Source organism: Stenotrophomonas indicatrix, assembly GCA_041545745.1.
Classification (GTDB): Bacteria; Pseudomonadota; Gammaproteobacteria; order Xanthomonadales; family Xanthomonadaceae; genus Stenotrophomonas; species Stenotrophomonas indicatrix_A.
In genome coordinates this window covers 2,037,841-2,053,596 of sequence record CP168152.1, presented here as the reverse complement: position 1 = coordinate 2,053,596, position 15,756 = coordinate 2,037,841, and the positions used below count along the sequence as shown (strand labels likewise).

14 protein-coding genes are annotated in these 15,756 nt (G+C 67.3%); 5 read left to right on the top strand and 9 right to left on the bottom strand.

Going from position 1 to position 15,756, the window contains the following annotated elements; all coding sequences use genetic code 11:
- Positions 1-38: 38 nt before the first annotated feature.
- The 6 genes from ACEF39_RS09510 to ACEF39_RS09485 all read right to left on the bottom strand — a co-directional run bounded on the left by ACEF39_RS09510 (position 39) and on the right by ACEF39_RS09485 (position 7,429).
- Positions 39-956, bottom strand: coding sequence for a phosphoglycerate mutase (locus ACEF39_RS09510; RefSeq protein WP_500287770.1), 918 nt, complete (start codon positions 954-956; stop codon positions 39-41).
- Between the two features lie 3 nt (positions 957-959).
- A complete protein-coding gene (greA, locus tag ACEF39_RS09505; RefSeq protein ID WP_176022519.1) occupies positions 960-1,424 on the bottom strand; it encodes a transcription elongation factor GreA in 465 nt (154 codons plus the stop codon).
- 8 nt (positions 1,425-1,432) lie between these two features.
- On the bottom strand, positions 1,433-4,675 hold the full coding sequence (gene carB, locus ACEF39_RS09500) for a carbamoyl-phosphate synthase large subunit (protein WP_500287769.1): 3,243 nt from the start codon (positions 4,673-4,675) through the stop codon (positions 1,433-1,435).
- 54 nt (positions 4,676-4,729) lie between these two features.
- Positions 4,730-5,284 (bottom strand): hypothetical protein, encoded by a 555-nt coding sequence (locus tag ACEF39_RS09495; protein WP_500287768.1) that lies wholly within the window; start codon positions 5,282-5,284, stop codon positions 4,730-4,732.
- The gene (gene carA / locus ACEF39_RS09490) at positions 5,284-6,414 is read right to left on the bottom strand and encodes a glutamine-hydrolyzing carbamoyl-phosphate synthase small subunit (RefSeq protein ID WP_500287767.1); all 1,131 of its coding nucleotides are present in this window, start codon (positions 6,412-6,414) and stop codon (positions 5,284-5,286) included. Before carA ends, ACEF39_RS09495 begins: the two co-directional genes overlap by 1 nt.
- A 334-nt stretch (positions 6,415-6,748) precedes the next feature.
- Complete coding sequence (locus tag ACEF39_RS09485) at positions 6,749-7,429, bottom strand: 4-hydroxy-tetrahydrodipicolinate reductase (protein ID WP_500288002.1); 681 nt, start codon at positions 7,427-7,429, stop codon at positions 6,749-6,751.
- 136 nt (positions 7,430-7,565) lie between these two features.
- Between ACEF39_RS09485 and ACEF39_RS09480 the strand changes: the two genes are divergently transcribed.
- Positions 7,566-8,327 (top strand): 3-oxoacyl-ACP reductase, encoded by a 762-nt coding sequence (locus ACEF39_RS09480; RefSeq protein WP_500287766.1) that lies wholly within the window; start codon positions 7,566-7,568, stop codon positions 8,325-8,327.
- A gap of 78 nt (positions 8,328-8,405) precedes the next feature.
- Here the strand turns inward: ACEF39_RS09480 and ACEF39_RS09475 are convergent, their stop codons facing one another.
- The 3 genes from ACEF39_RS09475 to ACEF39_RS09465 are packed head-to-tail and all read right to left on the bottom strand — an operon-like array spanning position 8,406 to position 10,773.
- Positions 8,406-8,660, bottom strand: coding sequence for a DUF6587 family protein (locus ACEF39_RS09475; RefSeq protein ID WP_317220213.1), 255 nt, complete (start codon positions 8,658-8,660; stop codon positions 8,406-8,408).
- Positions 8,660-10,522 carry a ferrous iron transport protein B gene (gene feoB, locus ACEF39_RS09470; RefSeq protein ID WP_500287765.1) on the bottom strand — a complete coding sequence of 621 codons (1,863 nt, stop codon included), beginning with the start codon at positions 10,520-10,522 and terminating at the stop codon, positions 8,660-8,662. The genes ACEF39_RS09475 and feoB overlap by 1 nt, the downstream gene beginning before the upstream one ends.
- On the bottom strand, positions 10,519-10,773 hold the full coding sequence (locus ACEF39_RS09465; protein WP_500287764.1) for a FeoA family protein: 255 nt from the start codon (positions 10,771-10,773) through the stop codon (positions 10,519-10,521). Before ACEF39_RS09465 ends, feoB begins: the two co-directional genes overlap by 4 nt.
- Before the next feature lie 120 nt (positions 10,774-10,893).
- Here ACEF39_RS09465 and ACEF39_RS09460 point away from each other — a divergent pair, with 120 nt between their 5' ends.
- The 4 genes from ACEF39_RS09460 (at position 10,894) to ACEF39_RS09445 (ending at position 15,705) form a co-directional block, all read left to right on the top strand.
- Entirely contained in the window at positions 10,894-11,682 is a 789-nt protein-coding gene (locus ACEF39_RS09460; protein WP_500287763.1) for an enoyl-CoA hydratase-related protein, read from the top strand.
- 1 nt (position 11,683) lies between these two features.
- Positions 11,684-12,070, top strand: coding sequence for a VOC family protein (locus tag ACEF39_RS09455; RefSeq protein ID WP_500287762.1), 387 nt, complete (start codon positions 11,684-11,686; stop codon positions 12,068-12,070).
- 171 nt (positions 12,071-12,241) lie between these two features.
- Positions 12,242-13,135 (top strand): hydroxymethylglutaryl-CoA lyase, encoded by an 894-nt coding sequence (locus ACEF39_RS09450; RefSeq protein WP_313283437.1) that lies wholly within the window; start codon positions 12,242-12,244, stop codon positions 13,133-13,135.
- Positions 13,132-15,705: a sensor domain-containing protein gene (locus ACEF39_RS09445; RefSeq protein WP_500287761.1), complete on the top strand. Its 2,574-nt coding sequence runs from the start codon at positions 13,132-13,134 to the stop codon at positions 15,703-15,705. The genes ACEF39_RS09450 and ACEF39_RS09445 overlap by 4 nt, the downstream gene beginning before the upstream one ends.
- The last annotated feature ends 51 nt before the right edge of the window (positions 15,706-15,756 follow it).

Genomic DNA, 15,756 nt, shown 5'->3' with positions numbered 1-15,756 from the left:
CCAGAGCCTGTGCCCGGGCGGCAGGTGCAGCGTCGGCTTCAATCGCAAAGCTGCCGTGGCTTCTTCCAGAACTGCCAGCGCTGCCCGCGATCCATCTGGAATTGCAGGCCATCCTCGAAATCCAGCACCAACCGTTGCAGTTCGCCACGCTTGAGCGCGGCCAGCAGCGGCCGGATCGCATCGTTGCCCAGCTGCTGCAACGAACGCAGTTGGCGCAGGTCCACCAGCGCATCGACCGACTGTTCGCCATCCACCGCTACGCCTGCGGCCTGGGCCAGGCCCTGCAGCAGCACATCGCGGCTGCGCACCTGCGCGTGCGGCGTGGCGACCGATACCGGCAGCACGCCACCGCCCCAGAACCACAGCGAATTGATCGGCTGCTGACCCTGTGCGGCGCGCTGCTGGTTCCACGAGTGGGTGTGCAGCAGCACCTGCGCCTCGGTCATCAGCGCACGCCAGCGACGGCCCGCTTCGCCCTCAGGCAGATGAGAGAACAGATCATCACCCAGCACCTCATCGGGACTGTCGAATTCCGGCAACGCGATGTCGATGGGAAGCCGCAGGTACCAGCGCGACGGATCGGGTGCATCCAGCACGAAGCCTGCATCCGCAAACAGCGGCTGCAACACGGGCAGCAGGGCCAACGTATCGGCCAGGCTGGGCCGCAGCGTTTCGCCGTGGCCCATCATCCGCGCGCCATGCATGTCCGGCACCATGCAGGCCGGATCGGCACGCAGCCAGCAGGCGCCAGCGGCATCACCGACGTCACGCTGGCGGGTCAACGCGGCAACCGGCCATTGCGGCGCAGCCACCGTGAAGTGACGCAGCAGCTGCGCACGCTCACCGGCGTCGCCCTGCGAGGTGGTGGCGCGCCCCAAGGCACGCGCCACATCATCCGGCAATGCAGCCACCGCAAAGCGGCTGCGTGCCGGCAACAGCAGGGTCGCCGTTGCCACGGATCAGTCCTGGTAGCTGACGCTGACGATCTCGTACTCGCGCTGGCCGGCCGGCGCATCGATCACGATCGAGTCACCTTCCAGCTTGCCGATCATCGCGCGGGCGACCGGCGAGGAAATGGCGATCAGGCCCAGTTTGATGTCCGCTTCCAGATCGCCAACGATCTGGTACTTCTTCTCTTCGTCTGATTCCACGTCGGCCAGGGTCACGCTGGCGCCGAACACCACCTTGGAGCCTGCATTGAGCTTGCTCACATCGATGATCTCGGCGTGCGACAACTCGCCTTCCAACTGCTTGATGCGGCCTTCGATGAAGCCCTGTTCCTCGCGCGCGGCGTGGTACTCGGCATTCTCCTTCAGGTCACCGTGCTCGCGCGCTTCGGCGATCGCGGCGATCACCTTCGGGCGCTTGACCGACTTCAGGTGATCCAGTTCGTCGCGCAGCCGCTGCGCGCCCTTCATCGTGATGGGTGCTCTCATGCGTTCAACTCCTTGTGCAGTTCCTGCAGCGACCAGACCGGGCCGGTACCGCGGAATTCCAGTGAATCCACCAGCGCCTTGGCGCCAGCAATGGTGGTCGAATAGGTGACACGGTGCTGCAGTGCCTCACGACGGATCGAGAACGAGTCGTTGATCGCGGCACGGCCTTCGGTCGTGTTGACGATATAGACGATTTCGCCGTTCTTGATCGAGTCGACGATGTGCGGACGGCCTTCGACCACCTTGTTGATGGTCTCGCAGTCCATGCCGTGCTGCTGCAGCCACGCCGCGGTGCCACGGGTGGCGACCAGGCTGTAGCCACGCGCCAGCAGGGCCTTGGCCACCGGCAGCACGCGCTTCTTGTCCGGGTCGCGCACCGACACGAAGGCCTTGCCCACCGGCGGCGCCTTGATGCCGCCGGCTTCCTGCGCACGCGCGAAGGCGGCGTTGAAGCTGCGGCCCACGCCCATCACCTCACCGGTGGAGCGCATCTCCGGCCCAAGGATCGGGTCGACGCCCTGGAACTTGGCGAACGGGAAGATCGCTTCCTTCACCGAGTAGTAGTCCGGCACGATTTCCTTGGTGGCGCCCTGCTCTTCCAGAGTCTTACCCGCCATGCAGCGGGCCGCGATCTTGGCCAGCGGCATGCCGGTGGCCTTGGACACGAACGGCACGGTGCGCGAAGCACGCGGGTTCACTTCCAGCAGGAAGATGGTGTCGTTGCCTTCCTCGTCGGTCTGGATCGCGAACTGGGTGTTCATCAGGCCCACCACGTTCAGGGCCTTGGCCAGCTCAACCACCTGGCGACGCAGCTCTGCCTGGGTTTCAGCCGACAGCGAGTACGGCGGCAGCGAGCAGGAGGAATCGCCTGAGTGCACGCCGGCCTCTTCGATGTGCTCCATCACGCCACCGATCAGGACATTGCCCTGGGAGTCAGCGATGATGTCCACGTCGCACTCGACGGCGTTGTCGAGGAAGCGATCCAGCAGCACCGGCGAATCGTTGGACACCTTCACCGCGTCACGCACGTAGCGGGCCAGATCGGATTCGCCGTAGACGATTTCCATCGCGCGGCCACCCAGCACGTAGCTGGGGCGCACCACCAGCGGATAGCCGATCTCGCGGGCCAGCAGCAGGGCTTCCTGGTCGTTGCGGGCGATGCGGTTCGGCGGCTGCTTCAGGCCCAGCTTTTCCACCAGCTGCTGGAAGCGCTCGCGGTCTTCGGCCAGGTCGATCGAGTCCGGGCTGGTGCCGATCACCGGCACGCCATTGGCTTCCAGCGCGCGTGCCAGCTTCAGCGGGGTCTGGCCGCCGTACTGCACGATCACGCCCTTCGGCTGCTCCAGCTCGACGATTTCCAGCACGTCTTCCAGGGTCAGCGGTTCGAAGTACAGGCGGTCGGAGGTGTCGTAGTCGGTTGACACGGTTTCCGGGTTGCAGTTGACCATGATGGTTTCATAGCCATCCTCGCGCAGCGCCAGTGCCGCGTGCACGCAGCAGTAGTCGAACTCGATGCCCTGGCCGATGCGGTTCGGGCCACCGCCGAGGATCATGATCTTGTCGCGGTTGCTCGGCGCGGCTTCGCACTCGTCCTCGTAGGTCGAGTACAGGTAGGCAGTGCCGGTGGAGAACTCGGCGGCACAGGAGTCCACGCGCTTGTACACCGGGCGCACCTTGTGCGCGCGACGCAGCGCACGCACGGCCGCTTCGTTGGTACCGGTCAGCTGCGCCAGGCGGGCGTCGGAGAAGCCGGCACGCTTGAGCTTGCGCAGGCGCGCCGCATCCAGTGCGTCGATGCCATCGGCCGCGACCTGGGTCTCGGCGGCGATGATTTCTTCGATCTGGTCCAGGAACCACGGATCGATGTAGGACAGCTTGAAGATGTCCTCCACGCTCATGCCGGCGCGGAACGCATCGGCGACGAAGAACAGACGCTCCGGGCCCGGCGCCTTCAGCTCGCGACGCAGGGTCTGCAGATCATCTTCATTGCTCAGGTCCAGGCCGGTCGGGTCGAAGCCGACCTTGCCGGTTTCCAGGCCGCGCAGCGCCTTCTGCATCGATTCCTGGAAGGTGCGGCCCATCGCCATCACCTCGCCCACCGACTTCATCTGGGTGGTCAGGCGTGCATCGGCGGCCGGGAACTTCTCGAATGCGAAGCGCGGAATCTTGGTGACGACGTAGTCGATGGACGGCTCGAACGACGCCGGGGTCAGGCCGCCGGTGATCTCGTTCTTCAGTTCGTCCAGGGTGTAGCCCACGGCCAGCTTGGCGGCGACCTTGGCGATCGGGAAGCCGGTAGCCTTGGAGGCCAGCGCTGAGGAACGCGACACGCGCGGGTTCATCTCGATCACCACCACGCGGCCGGTGTCCGGGTTGATGCCGAACTGCACGTTCGAACCACCGGTATCCACGCCGATCTTGCGCAGCACGGCGATGGAGGCATCGCGCAGGCGCTGGTATTCCTTGTCGGTCAGGGTCTGCGCCGGGGCCACGGTGATCGAGTCACCGGTGTGCACGCCCATCGGGTCCAGATTCTCGATCGAGCAGACGATGATGCAGTTGTCCGCAGTATCGCGGACCACTTCCATCTCGAATTCCTTCCAGCCCAGCACCGACTCTTCGACCAGCACTTCGGAGGTCGGCGACAATTCCAGGCCGCGGTTGACGATATCGATCAGCTCTTCGCGGTTGTAGGCGATGCCGCCGCCACTGCCACCCAGGGTGAAGCTGGGACGGATGATGGTCGGATAGCCGACGCGGGTCTGGATCTCCAGCGCTTCGTCCAGGGTGTGGGCAACGGCAGCGGTCGGGCACTCCAGGCCGATCTCGCTCATCGCCACGCGGAACAGCTCGCGGTCTTCGGCCATCATGATGGCTTCGCGCTTGGCGCCGATCAGCTCGACGTTGTACTTCTCCAGCACACCGTTGTCGGCCAGGTCCAGCGCGCAGTTCAGCGCGGTCTGGCCACCCATCGTCGGCAGCAGCGCGTCGGGCTTCTCCTTGGCGATGATCTTCTCGACGGTCTGCCAGTTGATCGGCTCGATGTAGACGGCGTCGGCCATCTCCGGATCGGTCATGATCGTGGCCGGATTGCTGTTGACCAGCACCACGCGGTAGCCCTCGTCACGCAAGGCCTTGCAGGCCTGGGCGCCGGAGTAGTCGAACTCACAGGCCTGGCCGATGACGATCGGGCCGGCACCGATGATGAGGATGGTCTTGAGGTCAGTGCGCTTGGGCATTTTCTTCTCTAAGTCAGTACAGCGTGACAAGGGGGAGTGATCGCACGCTGTCGATCAGGAAATCTCTTCGGGTTTCAGCGCAATCCGGCACTGGTCCTGCAACGGCTTGGCCAACTGCGCGTCCAGATCCTCTGGAATCGCCGGCCCACTTTCGAACGACGCCACCATGCGGCGGTACGCCGGGCTGGCCATGAAGGCGGCAAGCTGTGCGCGGTCGGCACCAGCCAGACCGGCGCCGGCCTTGGCCTCGGTGTTGTCCGGGGTGGAATTGGCGAACGTGGTCGACAGGGCCTTGCCCGCAGGCGTGGCCAGGAAGCGCGACCATTCGGCGATCACAGCATCGCCATCGCTGCCCAGACCCTGGATGATCGAACGACGGAACTGCGCATCCAGCAGATCGCGTACGGGTGCCTGCGCGCATGCCTGCTCGGCATCCGGCAACGCCTTCAACGCCGGCGTGCTGTCGATCACCAGGCTGGCCATGGTGGCGCCCAGCGAGCCCATGCCCAGCGTCTTCACTACCGCGGCCACGTCGGCGTCGGACGCCGGAGCTGCCTGCGCCACGCCAGCGGCACAGCACAGCGACAGCAGCAGAGCGGCGCTGCGCATCAAGCCTTGGCCTCGGCCATCAGGGTCACGAAACGATCAAACAGCGGACCGACGTCGGTCGGGCCCGGCGATGCTTCCGGGTGGCCTTGGAACGAGAAGGCCGGCACGTCGGTGCGGGCGATGCCCTGGTTGGTGCCGTCGAACAGCGAACGGTGGGTCACCCGCAGCGTGGCCGGCAGGGTTGCTTCGTCCACCGCGAAGCCGTGGTTCTGCGAGGTGATCATCACCCGGCCGCTGTCCAGATCCTGCACCGGATGGTTCGCACCATGGTGGCCATGGCCCATCTTGATCGTCTTCGCGCCCGAGGCCAGGCCCAGCAGCTGATGGCCCAGGCAGATGCCGAAGGTCGGAATCTTCACCTCGATGAAGGTCTTGATCGCGGCGATCGCGTAGTCGCAGGGTTCCGGGTCACCCGGGCCGTTGGACAGGAACACGCCGTCCGGCTTCAGCGCCAGCACTTCCGCGGCCGGGGTCTGCGCCGGCACCACGGTGACCTCGCAGCCGCGCTCGGCCAGCATCCGCAGGATGTTGGTCTTCACGCCGAAGTCGTACGCCACGACCTTGTACCGGGCCGGCACGCTGACGAAGGCGTTGGCATCCAGGTCCAGCTGGCCCTCGGTCCAGACGTAGGTCTTGTCGGTAGTCACGACCTTGGCCAGATCCATGCCCTTCAGCCCCGGGAACTTGCGGGCCGCTTCCAGCGCTTTTTCCACGTCGATGCCGTCGCCGGCCATCAGCGCGCCGTTCTGGGCGCCCTTCTCGCGCAGGATGCGGGTCAGCTTGCGGGTGTCGATGCCGGCGATGGCGACCACGCCACGCTGGATCAGCCAGTCCTGCAGCGACACTTGGCTGCGCCAGCTGCTCGGGCGGCGCGGCACGTCGCGCACGATCAGGCCGGCCGACCACACCTTGGACGCTTCATTGTCCTGGTCGGTCATGCCGGTGTTGCCAATGTGCGGATAGGTCAGCGTGACCATCTGCCGGGCGTAGGACGGGTCGGTCAACACTTCCTGGTAGCCGGTCATGGCGGTGTTGAACACCACCTCACCGACGGACAGGCCGGGCGCGCCTACGGATTCGCCCTCGAATACGGTGCCGTCTTCGAGGACGAGGATTGCGGCTTGGGTCACGGAATTCTCACTTTGGCTACCGAGGGGGTGCCGAAGTCACGCCTGCGCTTCACGGAAATCCGGTTGCAAAAAAGCGCGGACGTACGGTCTGGGACCGGTCCGGCTTTCGTGATTCGGCGAGTGCGAATTGTAGCGGTGCCGGGGCGCTCGCGCCAGCGGTTATCGCCATTCATGAACAGGCTATTGCGCATTCATTTCAATCCGGGGCCGTATGCAGGCCGATGACCGGGCCGCTGCCATCCCACCTGCCCGGCTCCGGTAGGCGCCAACCTTGGTTGGCGCGTTCAGCAACGGCTGCCAACCAAGGTTGGCATCTACCATCGACCCGGGCCCGTTACCCGGGCCCGTCCAGCAGATCCCGTACCCGGTAGCTGCCCGCCGCCCGGCCCTGCAGCCGGCGAGCGGCAAACAGCGCCCCACGGGCGAAGATGTCGCGGTTGGTGGCCCGGTGCACCAGCTCGATGCGCTCGCCCAGGCCGGTGAACTGCACCAGATGCTCGCCGACGATGTCACCGGCGCGCAGGCTGGCGTACTGCGGCTCGGCGCCGCCCCGCTGCGCCGCGGCGCCCAAGGTCAACGCCGTGCCCGAGGGCGCGTCCTTCTTCTGCGTATGGTGCGACTCGACGATGTCGCAGTTCCAGCCCGCCAGCGCCTGCGCAGCCCGCTCCACCAGCTCGTCCAGTACTGCCACGCCCAGACTGAAGTTCGACGCCCACACCAGGGGGATCTTCGCCGCTGCCGCTCCCAGCGCCTGGCGTTGCGCACCGGAAATGCCGGTAGTGCCCGATACCAGTCCTGCACCGCGCTCCACGCACAGTGCCAGCAGCGCATCGAAGCCCTCCGGCAGGCTGAAGTCGATCGCCACGTCGAACTCCGGCGCCCCCGGCAACTCGCTGGCCGCGAAAAACGGCACACCGTCGATCACCCGCTGCGCCGGCGCCCGGCCGGTCACCGCAGCGACGATCTGCAGGGAATCAGGGTGTTCGGCGGCCAACCGCAACAGGGCTTGGCCCATGCGCCCGGAGGCGCCGTGAATAAGCAATCGCAGGGAAGTCTGGTTCATGCATGCAGGCTAGCGGCAGCACGCATGGTCCGGCAAGCGCTGTCGCTGCTACGCTGCGTGACCTTTTGCCATGGATTGCCTGACCATCATGCAGATCAGCGAACAGCTGGTACTGGTCACCGGCGCCGGTCGCGGCCTCGGCCAGCACATCGCCCGCGCCTTCGCCGCGCAGGGCGCGCGGGTTGTAATCAACTATCACCGCAGCGAAGCGGCCGCACGCGCTCTGGCCAGCGAGCTGGGCGGCCAGGCCATCGCCCTGCAGGCCGACGTCACCCACCGCGCCCAGGTCGACAGCCTCCTGCAGCACGCCCTGGCGCACTTCGGCCAGGGCGTGACCACCGTGGTCAACAACGCGCTGGCCACGTTCTCGTTCAATGGCGATGCCCGCGACAACGCCGCCAACATCGGCTGGCCGGCCTTCCAGGCGCAGTTCGACGGCAGCGTGCGCGGCGCCCTCAACACCGTGCAGGCCGCCCTGCCCGGCATGCAGGCGCGGCGATTCGGCCGGATCATCAACATCGGCACCAACCTGTTCCAGAATCCGGTGGTGCCCTACCACGACTACACCGCCGCCAAGGCTGCGCTGTTGTCGCTCACCCGCACCTTGGCCGGCGACCTCGGCCCGCACGGCATCACCGTCAACATGCTGTCCGGAGGCCTGCTGCGCACGACCGATGCCAGCGCAGCCACACCCGAAGCCGTATTTGACTACATTGCCGCCAACACGCCGCTGCGCAGCGTCACCACCCCGGCCGAGTTCGCCGATGCTGTGCTGTTCTTCGCCAGCCCATGGGCGCGGGCGGTGACCGGACAGAATCTGGTGGTGGATGGCGGACTGGTCAGGGACTAGTAGATCCACGCCATGCGTGGATGAAGATCAAGGGCGTGCGAACCAAGGTTCGCACCCGCCAAAGCAGGAACGGCAGCCTCAGTGCTGCTTCGGCGGCGTCGGTCCGCAGCTGTCACAGCCACCACACGCGCCGCCACCGCCAGTGGCCGGCGGCGCGATCTTCCGGCCCAGCGCCTGCAACCAGGCCGCACGGCCCGGCCTCAGCAGCGCCAGTGCCAGCGCGCCACGCAGCCTGCGCACGGTGCCAGGCGCCTGCTTCTTCAGCACCACCCAGGCACTGACCAGCACGGCCACCGCGATGATCAGGTACTGGACCAGCAGGCCAGCGTCCATCAGCCGCCTCCCAGCGCCACGGTCACCTGGTAGGTGATCAGCGCCGCGACATACGCCGCAGCAAACAGGTAGAACGCCGAGAAGCCCATCGTCTTCCACGAGTTGGTCTCGCGCTTGATGGTAGCCAGCGTCGAAATGCACATCGGCGCGTAGATGAACCACACCAGCAAGGCCAGGCCGGTGGCCAGCGACCAGCCGTCGGCCACCACCGGCGACAGCGCGGAAATCGCCGCATCGTCATCGGCAGCCGACAGCGCATACACCGTCGCCAGCGAGGACACCGCCACTTCGCGCGCCGCCAGGCCCGGAATCAGCGCGATGCAGATCTGCCAGTTGAAGCCCAGCGGCGCGAAAATCGCCGTCATCGCGTGGCCGATCTGGCCGGCGTAGCTGTAGTCGATGGCCGGCATCGTCGCGTCGGCGGGCGCACCCGGGAACGACAGCAGGAACCACAGCAGGATGGTCAGCGCCAGGATGATGCCGCCGACGCGCCTGAGGAAGATCATGCCGCGCTCGTACAGGCCGACGGCAAGGTCGCGCGGGTGCGGAATGCGGTACGACGGCAGCTCCAGCATCAGCGGGTGCTCGCTCTTGTCGCGGCGCCACTTCTTCATCACCCACGACATCACCAGCGCACTGAGGATGCCCGCCACGTACAGGCCGAACAGCACCAGGCCCTGCTGATTGAAAATGCCGATCTTGCCGGCCGGAATGAACGCGCCGATCAACAGGGCATATACCGGCAGGCGCGCCGAGCAGGTCATCAGCGGCGCCACCAGGATCGTGGCCAGGCGGTCACGCGGGTCCTGGATGCTGCGGGTGGCCATGATGCCCGGCACCGCGCAGGCAAAGCTGGACAGCAGCGGGATGAACGAGCGACCGGACAGGCCCGCCGCCGCCATCATGCGGTCCAGCAGGAACGCGGCACGCGGCAGGTAGCCGGACTCCTCCAGCGCCAGGATGAAGGCGAACAGGATCAGGATCTGTGGCAGGAACACCACCACGCCACCCAGGCCGGCGATGATGCCGTCGGTCAGCAGGCTGGTCAGGGGCCCCGCTGGCAGCACGCTGGCGGCCAGTTCGCCCAGCCAGGCAAAGCCGGCCTCGATGCCATCCATCAGCGGCGTCGCCCAGGCGAACACTGCCTGGAAGATCAGGAACATCACCACGACCAGGGTGATCAGGCCGAATACCGGATGCAGCAGCCAGCGGTCGAGCGTGTCGTCGATCTTCGCGGTTCGCGCCGGCATCCGCACGGCTGCGGCCAGGATCGCGCGCACCTGCGCGTGGTAGTCCGCGCCGCTCTCGACACGGGCCAGCGGCGCATCCAGGTGCGGCACCATCGTATCCAGGCGTTCCACCAGTGCACGCGCGCCCTGCTTGCGTACCGCCACGGTTTCCACCACCGGCACACCGATCTCGCGCTCCAGCGCGGCCACATCGATCTGGATGCCGCGACGCTGCGCGGCGTCGACCATGTTCAGGGCGATGATCATCGGCTTGCCCAGCTCGCGCAGTTCCAGGGCGAAGCGCAGGTGCAGGCGCAGGTTGGTGGCGTCGATCACGCACAGAAGGACGTCCGGCGCGGCCTCACCCGGGTAGAAGCCCCGGCACAGGTCGCGGGTGATCGCCTCGTCGAGGCTGGCCGGATGCAGGCTGTAGGCGCCCGGCAGGTCGAGCACGGCGAACTCTCGGCCGGACGGCGCACGCAGGCGGCCTTCCTTGCGCTCAACGGTGACGCCGGTGTAATTGGCGACCTTCTGCCGGCTGCCGGTCAGCTGGTTGAACAGGGCCGTCTTGCCACTGTTGGGGTTGCCGACCAGCGCGATGCGCAGCGGAGCGGCGGTTGCGGTGGCGCTCATGTGCGTCGCTCCTGGCTGGCCGGGTCGATGACCACGCGTCGGGCCTCACTGATACGCAGCGCGAAACGGGTGAACCCGACCTGCACCAGCAGCGGCTCGCCACCGACCGGGCCTCGCGCCACCAGGCGCACTTCCTCGCCCTTGACGAAGCCCAGCTCGCGCAGGCGCCGGGCGATGGCATCGTTGGCATGCAGGTCCTGCACGGAATCGACCACGGCCGAGGTGTGCAGGGGCAGTTCGGACAGCGTCATCTAGCGTGTTCTCTGCTGGATGTAAATGGTTCTCGATTCTAACATTCCCGCGTCGCGTCATGGCCCATGACCAATGGCCCGCTATGATCCATACAGGTATGGAGCAACCCCCGGAATCCCATGAACGATGCTTTGCAGATCGAGCGCAACGGCGCTGTCCTGACCCTCTGGCTGAACCGGCCGGAGCTGCACAACGCCTTTGACGCCGGCCTGATCGCCCGGCTGACCGCAGCCCTGGAAGCGGCCGGCCGCGATGACAGCGTGCGCACGGTGGTGGTGGCCGGCCACGGCGCCTCCTTCTCCGCCGGTGCCGACATGCAGTGGATGCGCGGCATGGCCTCGGCCAGCGAGGCCGACAACCGTGACGACGCCCTGGCCCTGGCCCGGCTGATGCGCACCCTGGACGAGCTGCCCAAGCCCACCCTCGCCCGTGTCCACGGCGCCGCCTTTGGTGGTGGCGTCGGCCTGGTGGCCTGCTGCGATATCGCCATCGCCACCAGCGCCGCCCGCTTCGGCCTCACCGAAAGCCGCCTGGGCCTGTTGCCGGCAGTGATCTCGCCCTATGTGATCGAGGCCATCGGCAGCCGTCAGTCCCGCCGCTGGTTCGCCACCGGCGAGCACTTCGACGCCGACACCGCCCTGCGTATCGGCCTGATCCACCAGCTGGTGGAGCCCGAACGCCTGGACGAGGCGGTGCAGCGACAGCTGGCTTTGCTCGACAAGGCCGGACCGATCGCCTCGGCTTCGGCCAAGCTGCTGGTCCGGCAGGTGCGCGACGCCAATGACCGCGACAGCCTGGACCGCGACAATGCCGCCCTGATCGCCCGCCTGCGGGTATCGGCCGAAGGCCAGGAAGGCCTGGGCGCTTTCCTCGACAAACGCGCGCCGCACTGGGTCACGGAGGCCTGACATGCTGGACCATATCGGCTTGAACAGCAGCGACCTGCCGCGCAGCAGGGCCTTCTTCCTGCAGGTGCTGGCGCCGTTGCAGATCGGCGTGGTGATGGAGGTCAGCGCCGAACAGACCGGCGCCCACGACCACGTGGGTTTCGGCAACCACGGCAAGCCGTTCTTCTGGCTGGGCAATGCAACGCCGCTCAGCCAGGGCGCGCACGTGGCCTTCGTCTGCGGCGAACGCGCCCAGGTTGATGCCTTCCACGCCGCAGCGCTGGCCGCAGGGGGGCGCGACAATGGTGCGCCCGGCCTGCGTCCCTGGTACCACCCGGACTATTACGCCGCCTTCGTGATCGACCCCGACGGCAACAACATCGAGGCGGTCTGCCACCTGCCCGGGTAGACCCCTGCGTCGCCACCAGGCGCATGCGTGGCCGCTTGTGCGACCCGCCTGCGTATCTCATCTGGCAGCCTGGCGAAGACCGGGCCGCCCCCGTTTCCCAGGAACCGCCGTGACCCCAGTCGATCCCATCCGCCCTGCCCGTCCCGCCCCGCCTGCCGTGGGGGTGCCGCGATGAGCGATTTCGTCCGCATCGTCGAAGTCGGCCCCCGCGATGGGCTGCAGAACGAGAAGCAGGCCGTGGCCACCGCCGACAAGATCGCCCTGATCGATCGCCTGTCGGCCACCGGCCTGCGCACCATCGAGGCGACCAGCTTCGTCAGCCCGCGCTGGGTCCCGCAGTTGGCCGACGCGGCCGAGGTCTATGCCGGCATCCAGCGCCGCCCGGGCATCGCCTATCCGGTACTGGTGCCGAACGAGCAGGGCTACGACCGTGCGCGCGCGGTCGGCGTGCAGGAAATCGCGGTGTTCACGGCTGCATCGGAAGCCTTCAACCGCACCAACACCAACGCCGGCATCGATGAGTCGCTGGCCCGCTTCGAGCCGATCCTGCGCCGTGCGGCGGCTGATGGTGTGCGCGTGCGTGGTTACGTCTCCACCGTGCTCGGCTGCCCGTACCAGGGCGAGGTGCCGCTGGCCGACGTTGTGCGTGTGGCCCGTGCCCTGCATCAAATGGGGTGTTACGAAATCTCGCTGGGCGACACCATCGGCGTCGGTACCCCGCGCAAGGCCCGCGCGATGCTGCAGTCGGTGGCTGCCGAGATCCCGATGAGCGCACTGGCCGTACACTTCCACGATACCTATGGCCAGGCCATCGCCAACATCGCGGCCTGCCTGGAAGAAGGCGTGCGCGTGGTCGACAGTGCGGTGTCCGGTGCCGGCGGCTGCCCGTACGCGAAGGGCGCCAGCGGCAACGTGGCCAGCGAGGACGTGGTGTACCTGCTGCAGGGCCTGGGCCTGGAGTGCGGGGTCGACCTGCCGTCGCTGGCCGAGACCGGCCGCTGGCTGGCCGGGTTGCTCGGCCGTGCCACCGCAAGCCGCGTCGGGCAGGCGCTGGCGGCGACATGAACGACAGCGGCCCGCGCGACCGTCCGGCCACCGGCGATGCTTCCGCCGCAACCGACGACGCGCTGGCCGCTCTGGACGCGGCGTTGGCCGCTTCTCCATCGCCGGCCCAGGCCAAGCTGCTGCGCCAGGCGAGACAGGCGCTGGCCGACACACGACAGCGCGAACTGGATACCCAGGCCCGCTATGCCGCGTTGTTCGACGCCGTACCCGATCCGGTCAGCATCCTCAGCGCCGAAGGCGTGGTGCTGGACGTCAACCGTGCCGGCATCGTCGCCTACGACCGCCCGCGCGAGGACATCGTCGGCCAGCCGATTGAACTGCTCAACCCGGACCTGCCCAGCGACCACCTGCAACCGGTGTGGGAAGCGCTGAACCGCGGCGACACCTACGTCATCGAAGTGACCAACATGCGCGGCGATGGCAGTCGCTTTCCGGTAGAGGTGCATTCGGCCGGCTTCCAGGACCGAGGCCAGCCCTGCATCGTCGCCGTCGCCCGCGACCTGAGTGGACGCTGGCGCGCCGAGTCGCGCTATCGCCTGTTGATGGAGTCGATCGACAAGGGCGTGATCCTGTTCGACCGTGATCTACGCGTTCTGTCCGCCAACCCCGCAGCGCACCGCATCCTCGGCCTTACCGGTGGTGGCGTGGGCTTGAATTCGATGCTCGATCCAGAAGCGTGGATCATCGTCGACGAACACGGCCACCCGTTGACCAAGTCACAGTGGCCGACCAGCCGCTGTTTCCAGGCCGGACGGATGATCCGCAGCACCATCATCGGCCTGTACCACCGCCCGCGCGGACGCATGTTGTGGTTGGCCGCCACCAACGTGCCGGTGTTCGGCAACGGCTGCGACCAGGCCGACCATGTCTATGCAATGTTCAGTGACATCACCGAACTGAAGCGCAACAACACCCTGTTCGCGCGCGCTCAGTCACTGGCCCACATCGGCGGCTGGGAGTGGGATCGTGGCCTGCAGCGCCTGTACCTCACCGACGAGGCGCGGCGCATCGTCGGCCAACCGGCCGATCTTGAGGACATGCCGGATCTGCTGGACTGCCTGCGCAGCGACGACCGCGCCGCCCTGCAGCAGGCGCTGGCCGACACCATCGAACACCGCAGCAGCTTCGGCCTGGAGCTGCAGGGCCAGCGCCGCGATGGCCACTCGTTCTGGATCCGGATGATCGGCGAGGTCTCGGCCGGCGATGTCGATGCCGCACGCATCACCGGCACCGTGCAGGACATCACCGAGCGCAAGCAGGCCGAGGAAACCCTGCGCGTGCAGGCCCGCACCGACCCGCTGACCGGCATCATGAACCGCGATGCGGTGCTGAGCGACCTCGGCGTGCGCATGGACAGCCCCAGCCACGACCGCGTGGCGGTGCTGTACATCGACCTGGACCGCTTCAAGGTGGTCAACGACCTGCTAGGGCACAACGCCGGTGATGAACTGTTGATCGAAGCGACCCGGCGCATCGCCACCGCGATCGGCACCGAGGGCCTGCTTGCCCGCTTTGGCGGCGACGAGTTCCTAGTGATCTGTGACCTGCGTGACCAGCCCGACCAGGCCGAACAGCTGGCCGAGCGCATCACCGCGGTCTTCTCGGCACCGTTCCAGCTGGGCAGCGACGAGTTCCCGGTCACCGCCAGCATCGGCATCGCCCGCGCACCGCGCGATGGCAACCGGCCGCAGCAGCTGATCCAGAACGCCGACACGGCGATGTACGAGTGCAAGCGACGCACCCGCAACGGCTGGCAGGTGTTCTCCCCGGAACTGGCACAGCGCCAGCATGACCGCCTGCAGATCGAGAGCCGGCTGCACAAGGCACTCGATGGCGACGAGTTCCACCTGGTCTACCAGCCACAGGTCAACCTGCGCAGCGGCGCCACCATCGCCTGCGAGGCGTTGATGCGCTGGCACAACATCCAGCTGGGGCCGATGCGCCCGGACCTGTTCATCCGCCACGCCGAGCACACCGGCGACATCGTGCGCATCGGTCAATGGGCGCTGCGCGAAGCCTGCCGGCAGGTACGGCAATGGCAGGACGACGGGCTCGGCCTGGTGCGGGTGGCCGTCAATGTTTCCTGGCGGCAGTTCGTCGGTGAGGATCTCGCGCGCTGGGTGCGGCAGGTGCTGGATGAGTTCGGCCTGCCTGGCAGCGTGCTGGAACTGGAGTTCACCGAGCGGGTGCTGATCGAAGACGCGCCGGACACCCTGCGCACTTTCGCCCGCCTGCGCGAGATGGGGGTGATGCTGACCATCGACGACTTCGGCGAAGGCTACAGCGCCCTGAACTACCTGCGCCGGCTGCCCATCCATGGGCTGAAACTGAGCCAGCTGTTCGTTGAAGGCATTCCCCGCAACCGCTCGGACGTGGCGGTGTGCGAGGCGGTCTGCGCGATTGCCCGCAGCCTCGGCCTGGGCGTGGTCGCCGAAGGCGTGGAAACCGAGGCGCAACGACAATGCCTGCTCGACCTGGGGGTGACCGTCGGCCAGGGCTTCCTGTTCGCCCACGGCCTGCCCGCCGCGGACTTCGAGCGCCGCCTGCGCCGCGCCCGCGAACTGGGCTGAGGCCGGCGGCGCAGTGCACAACGGCGGCTGCTGCCGCTTCCGTTAGAATCG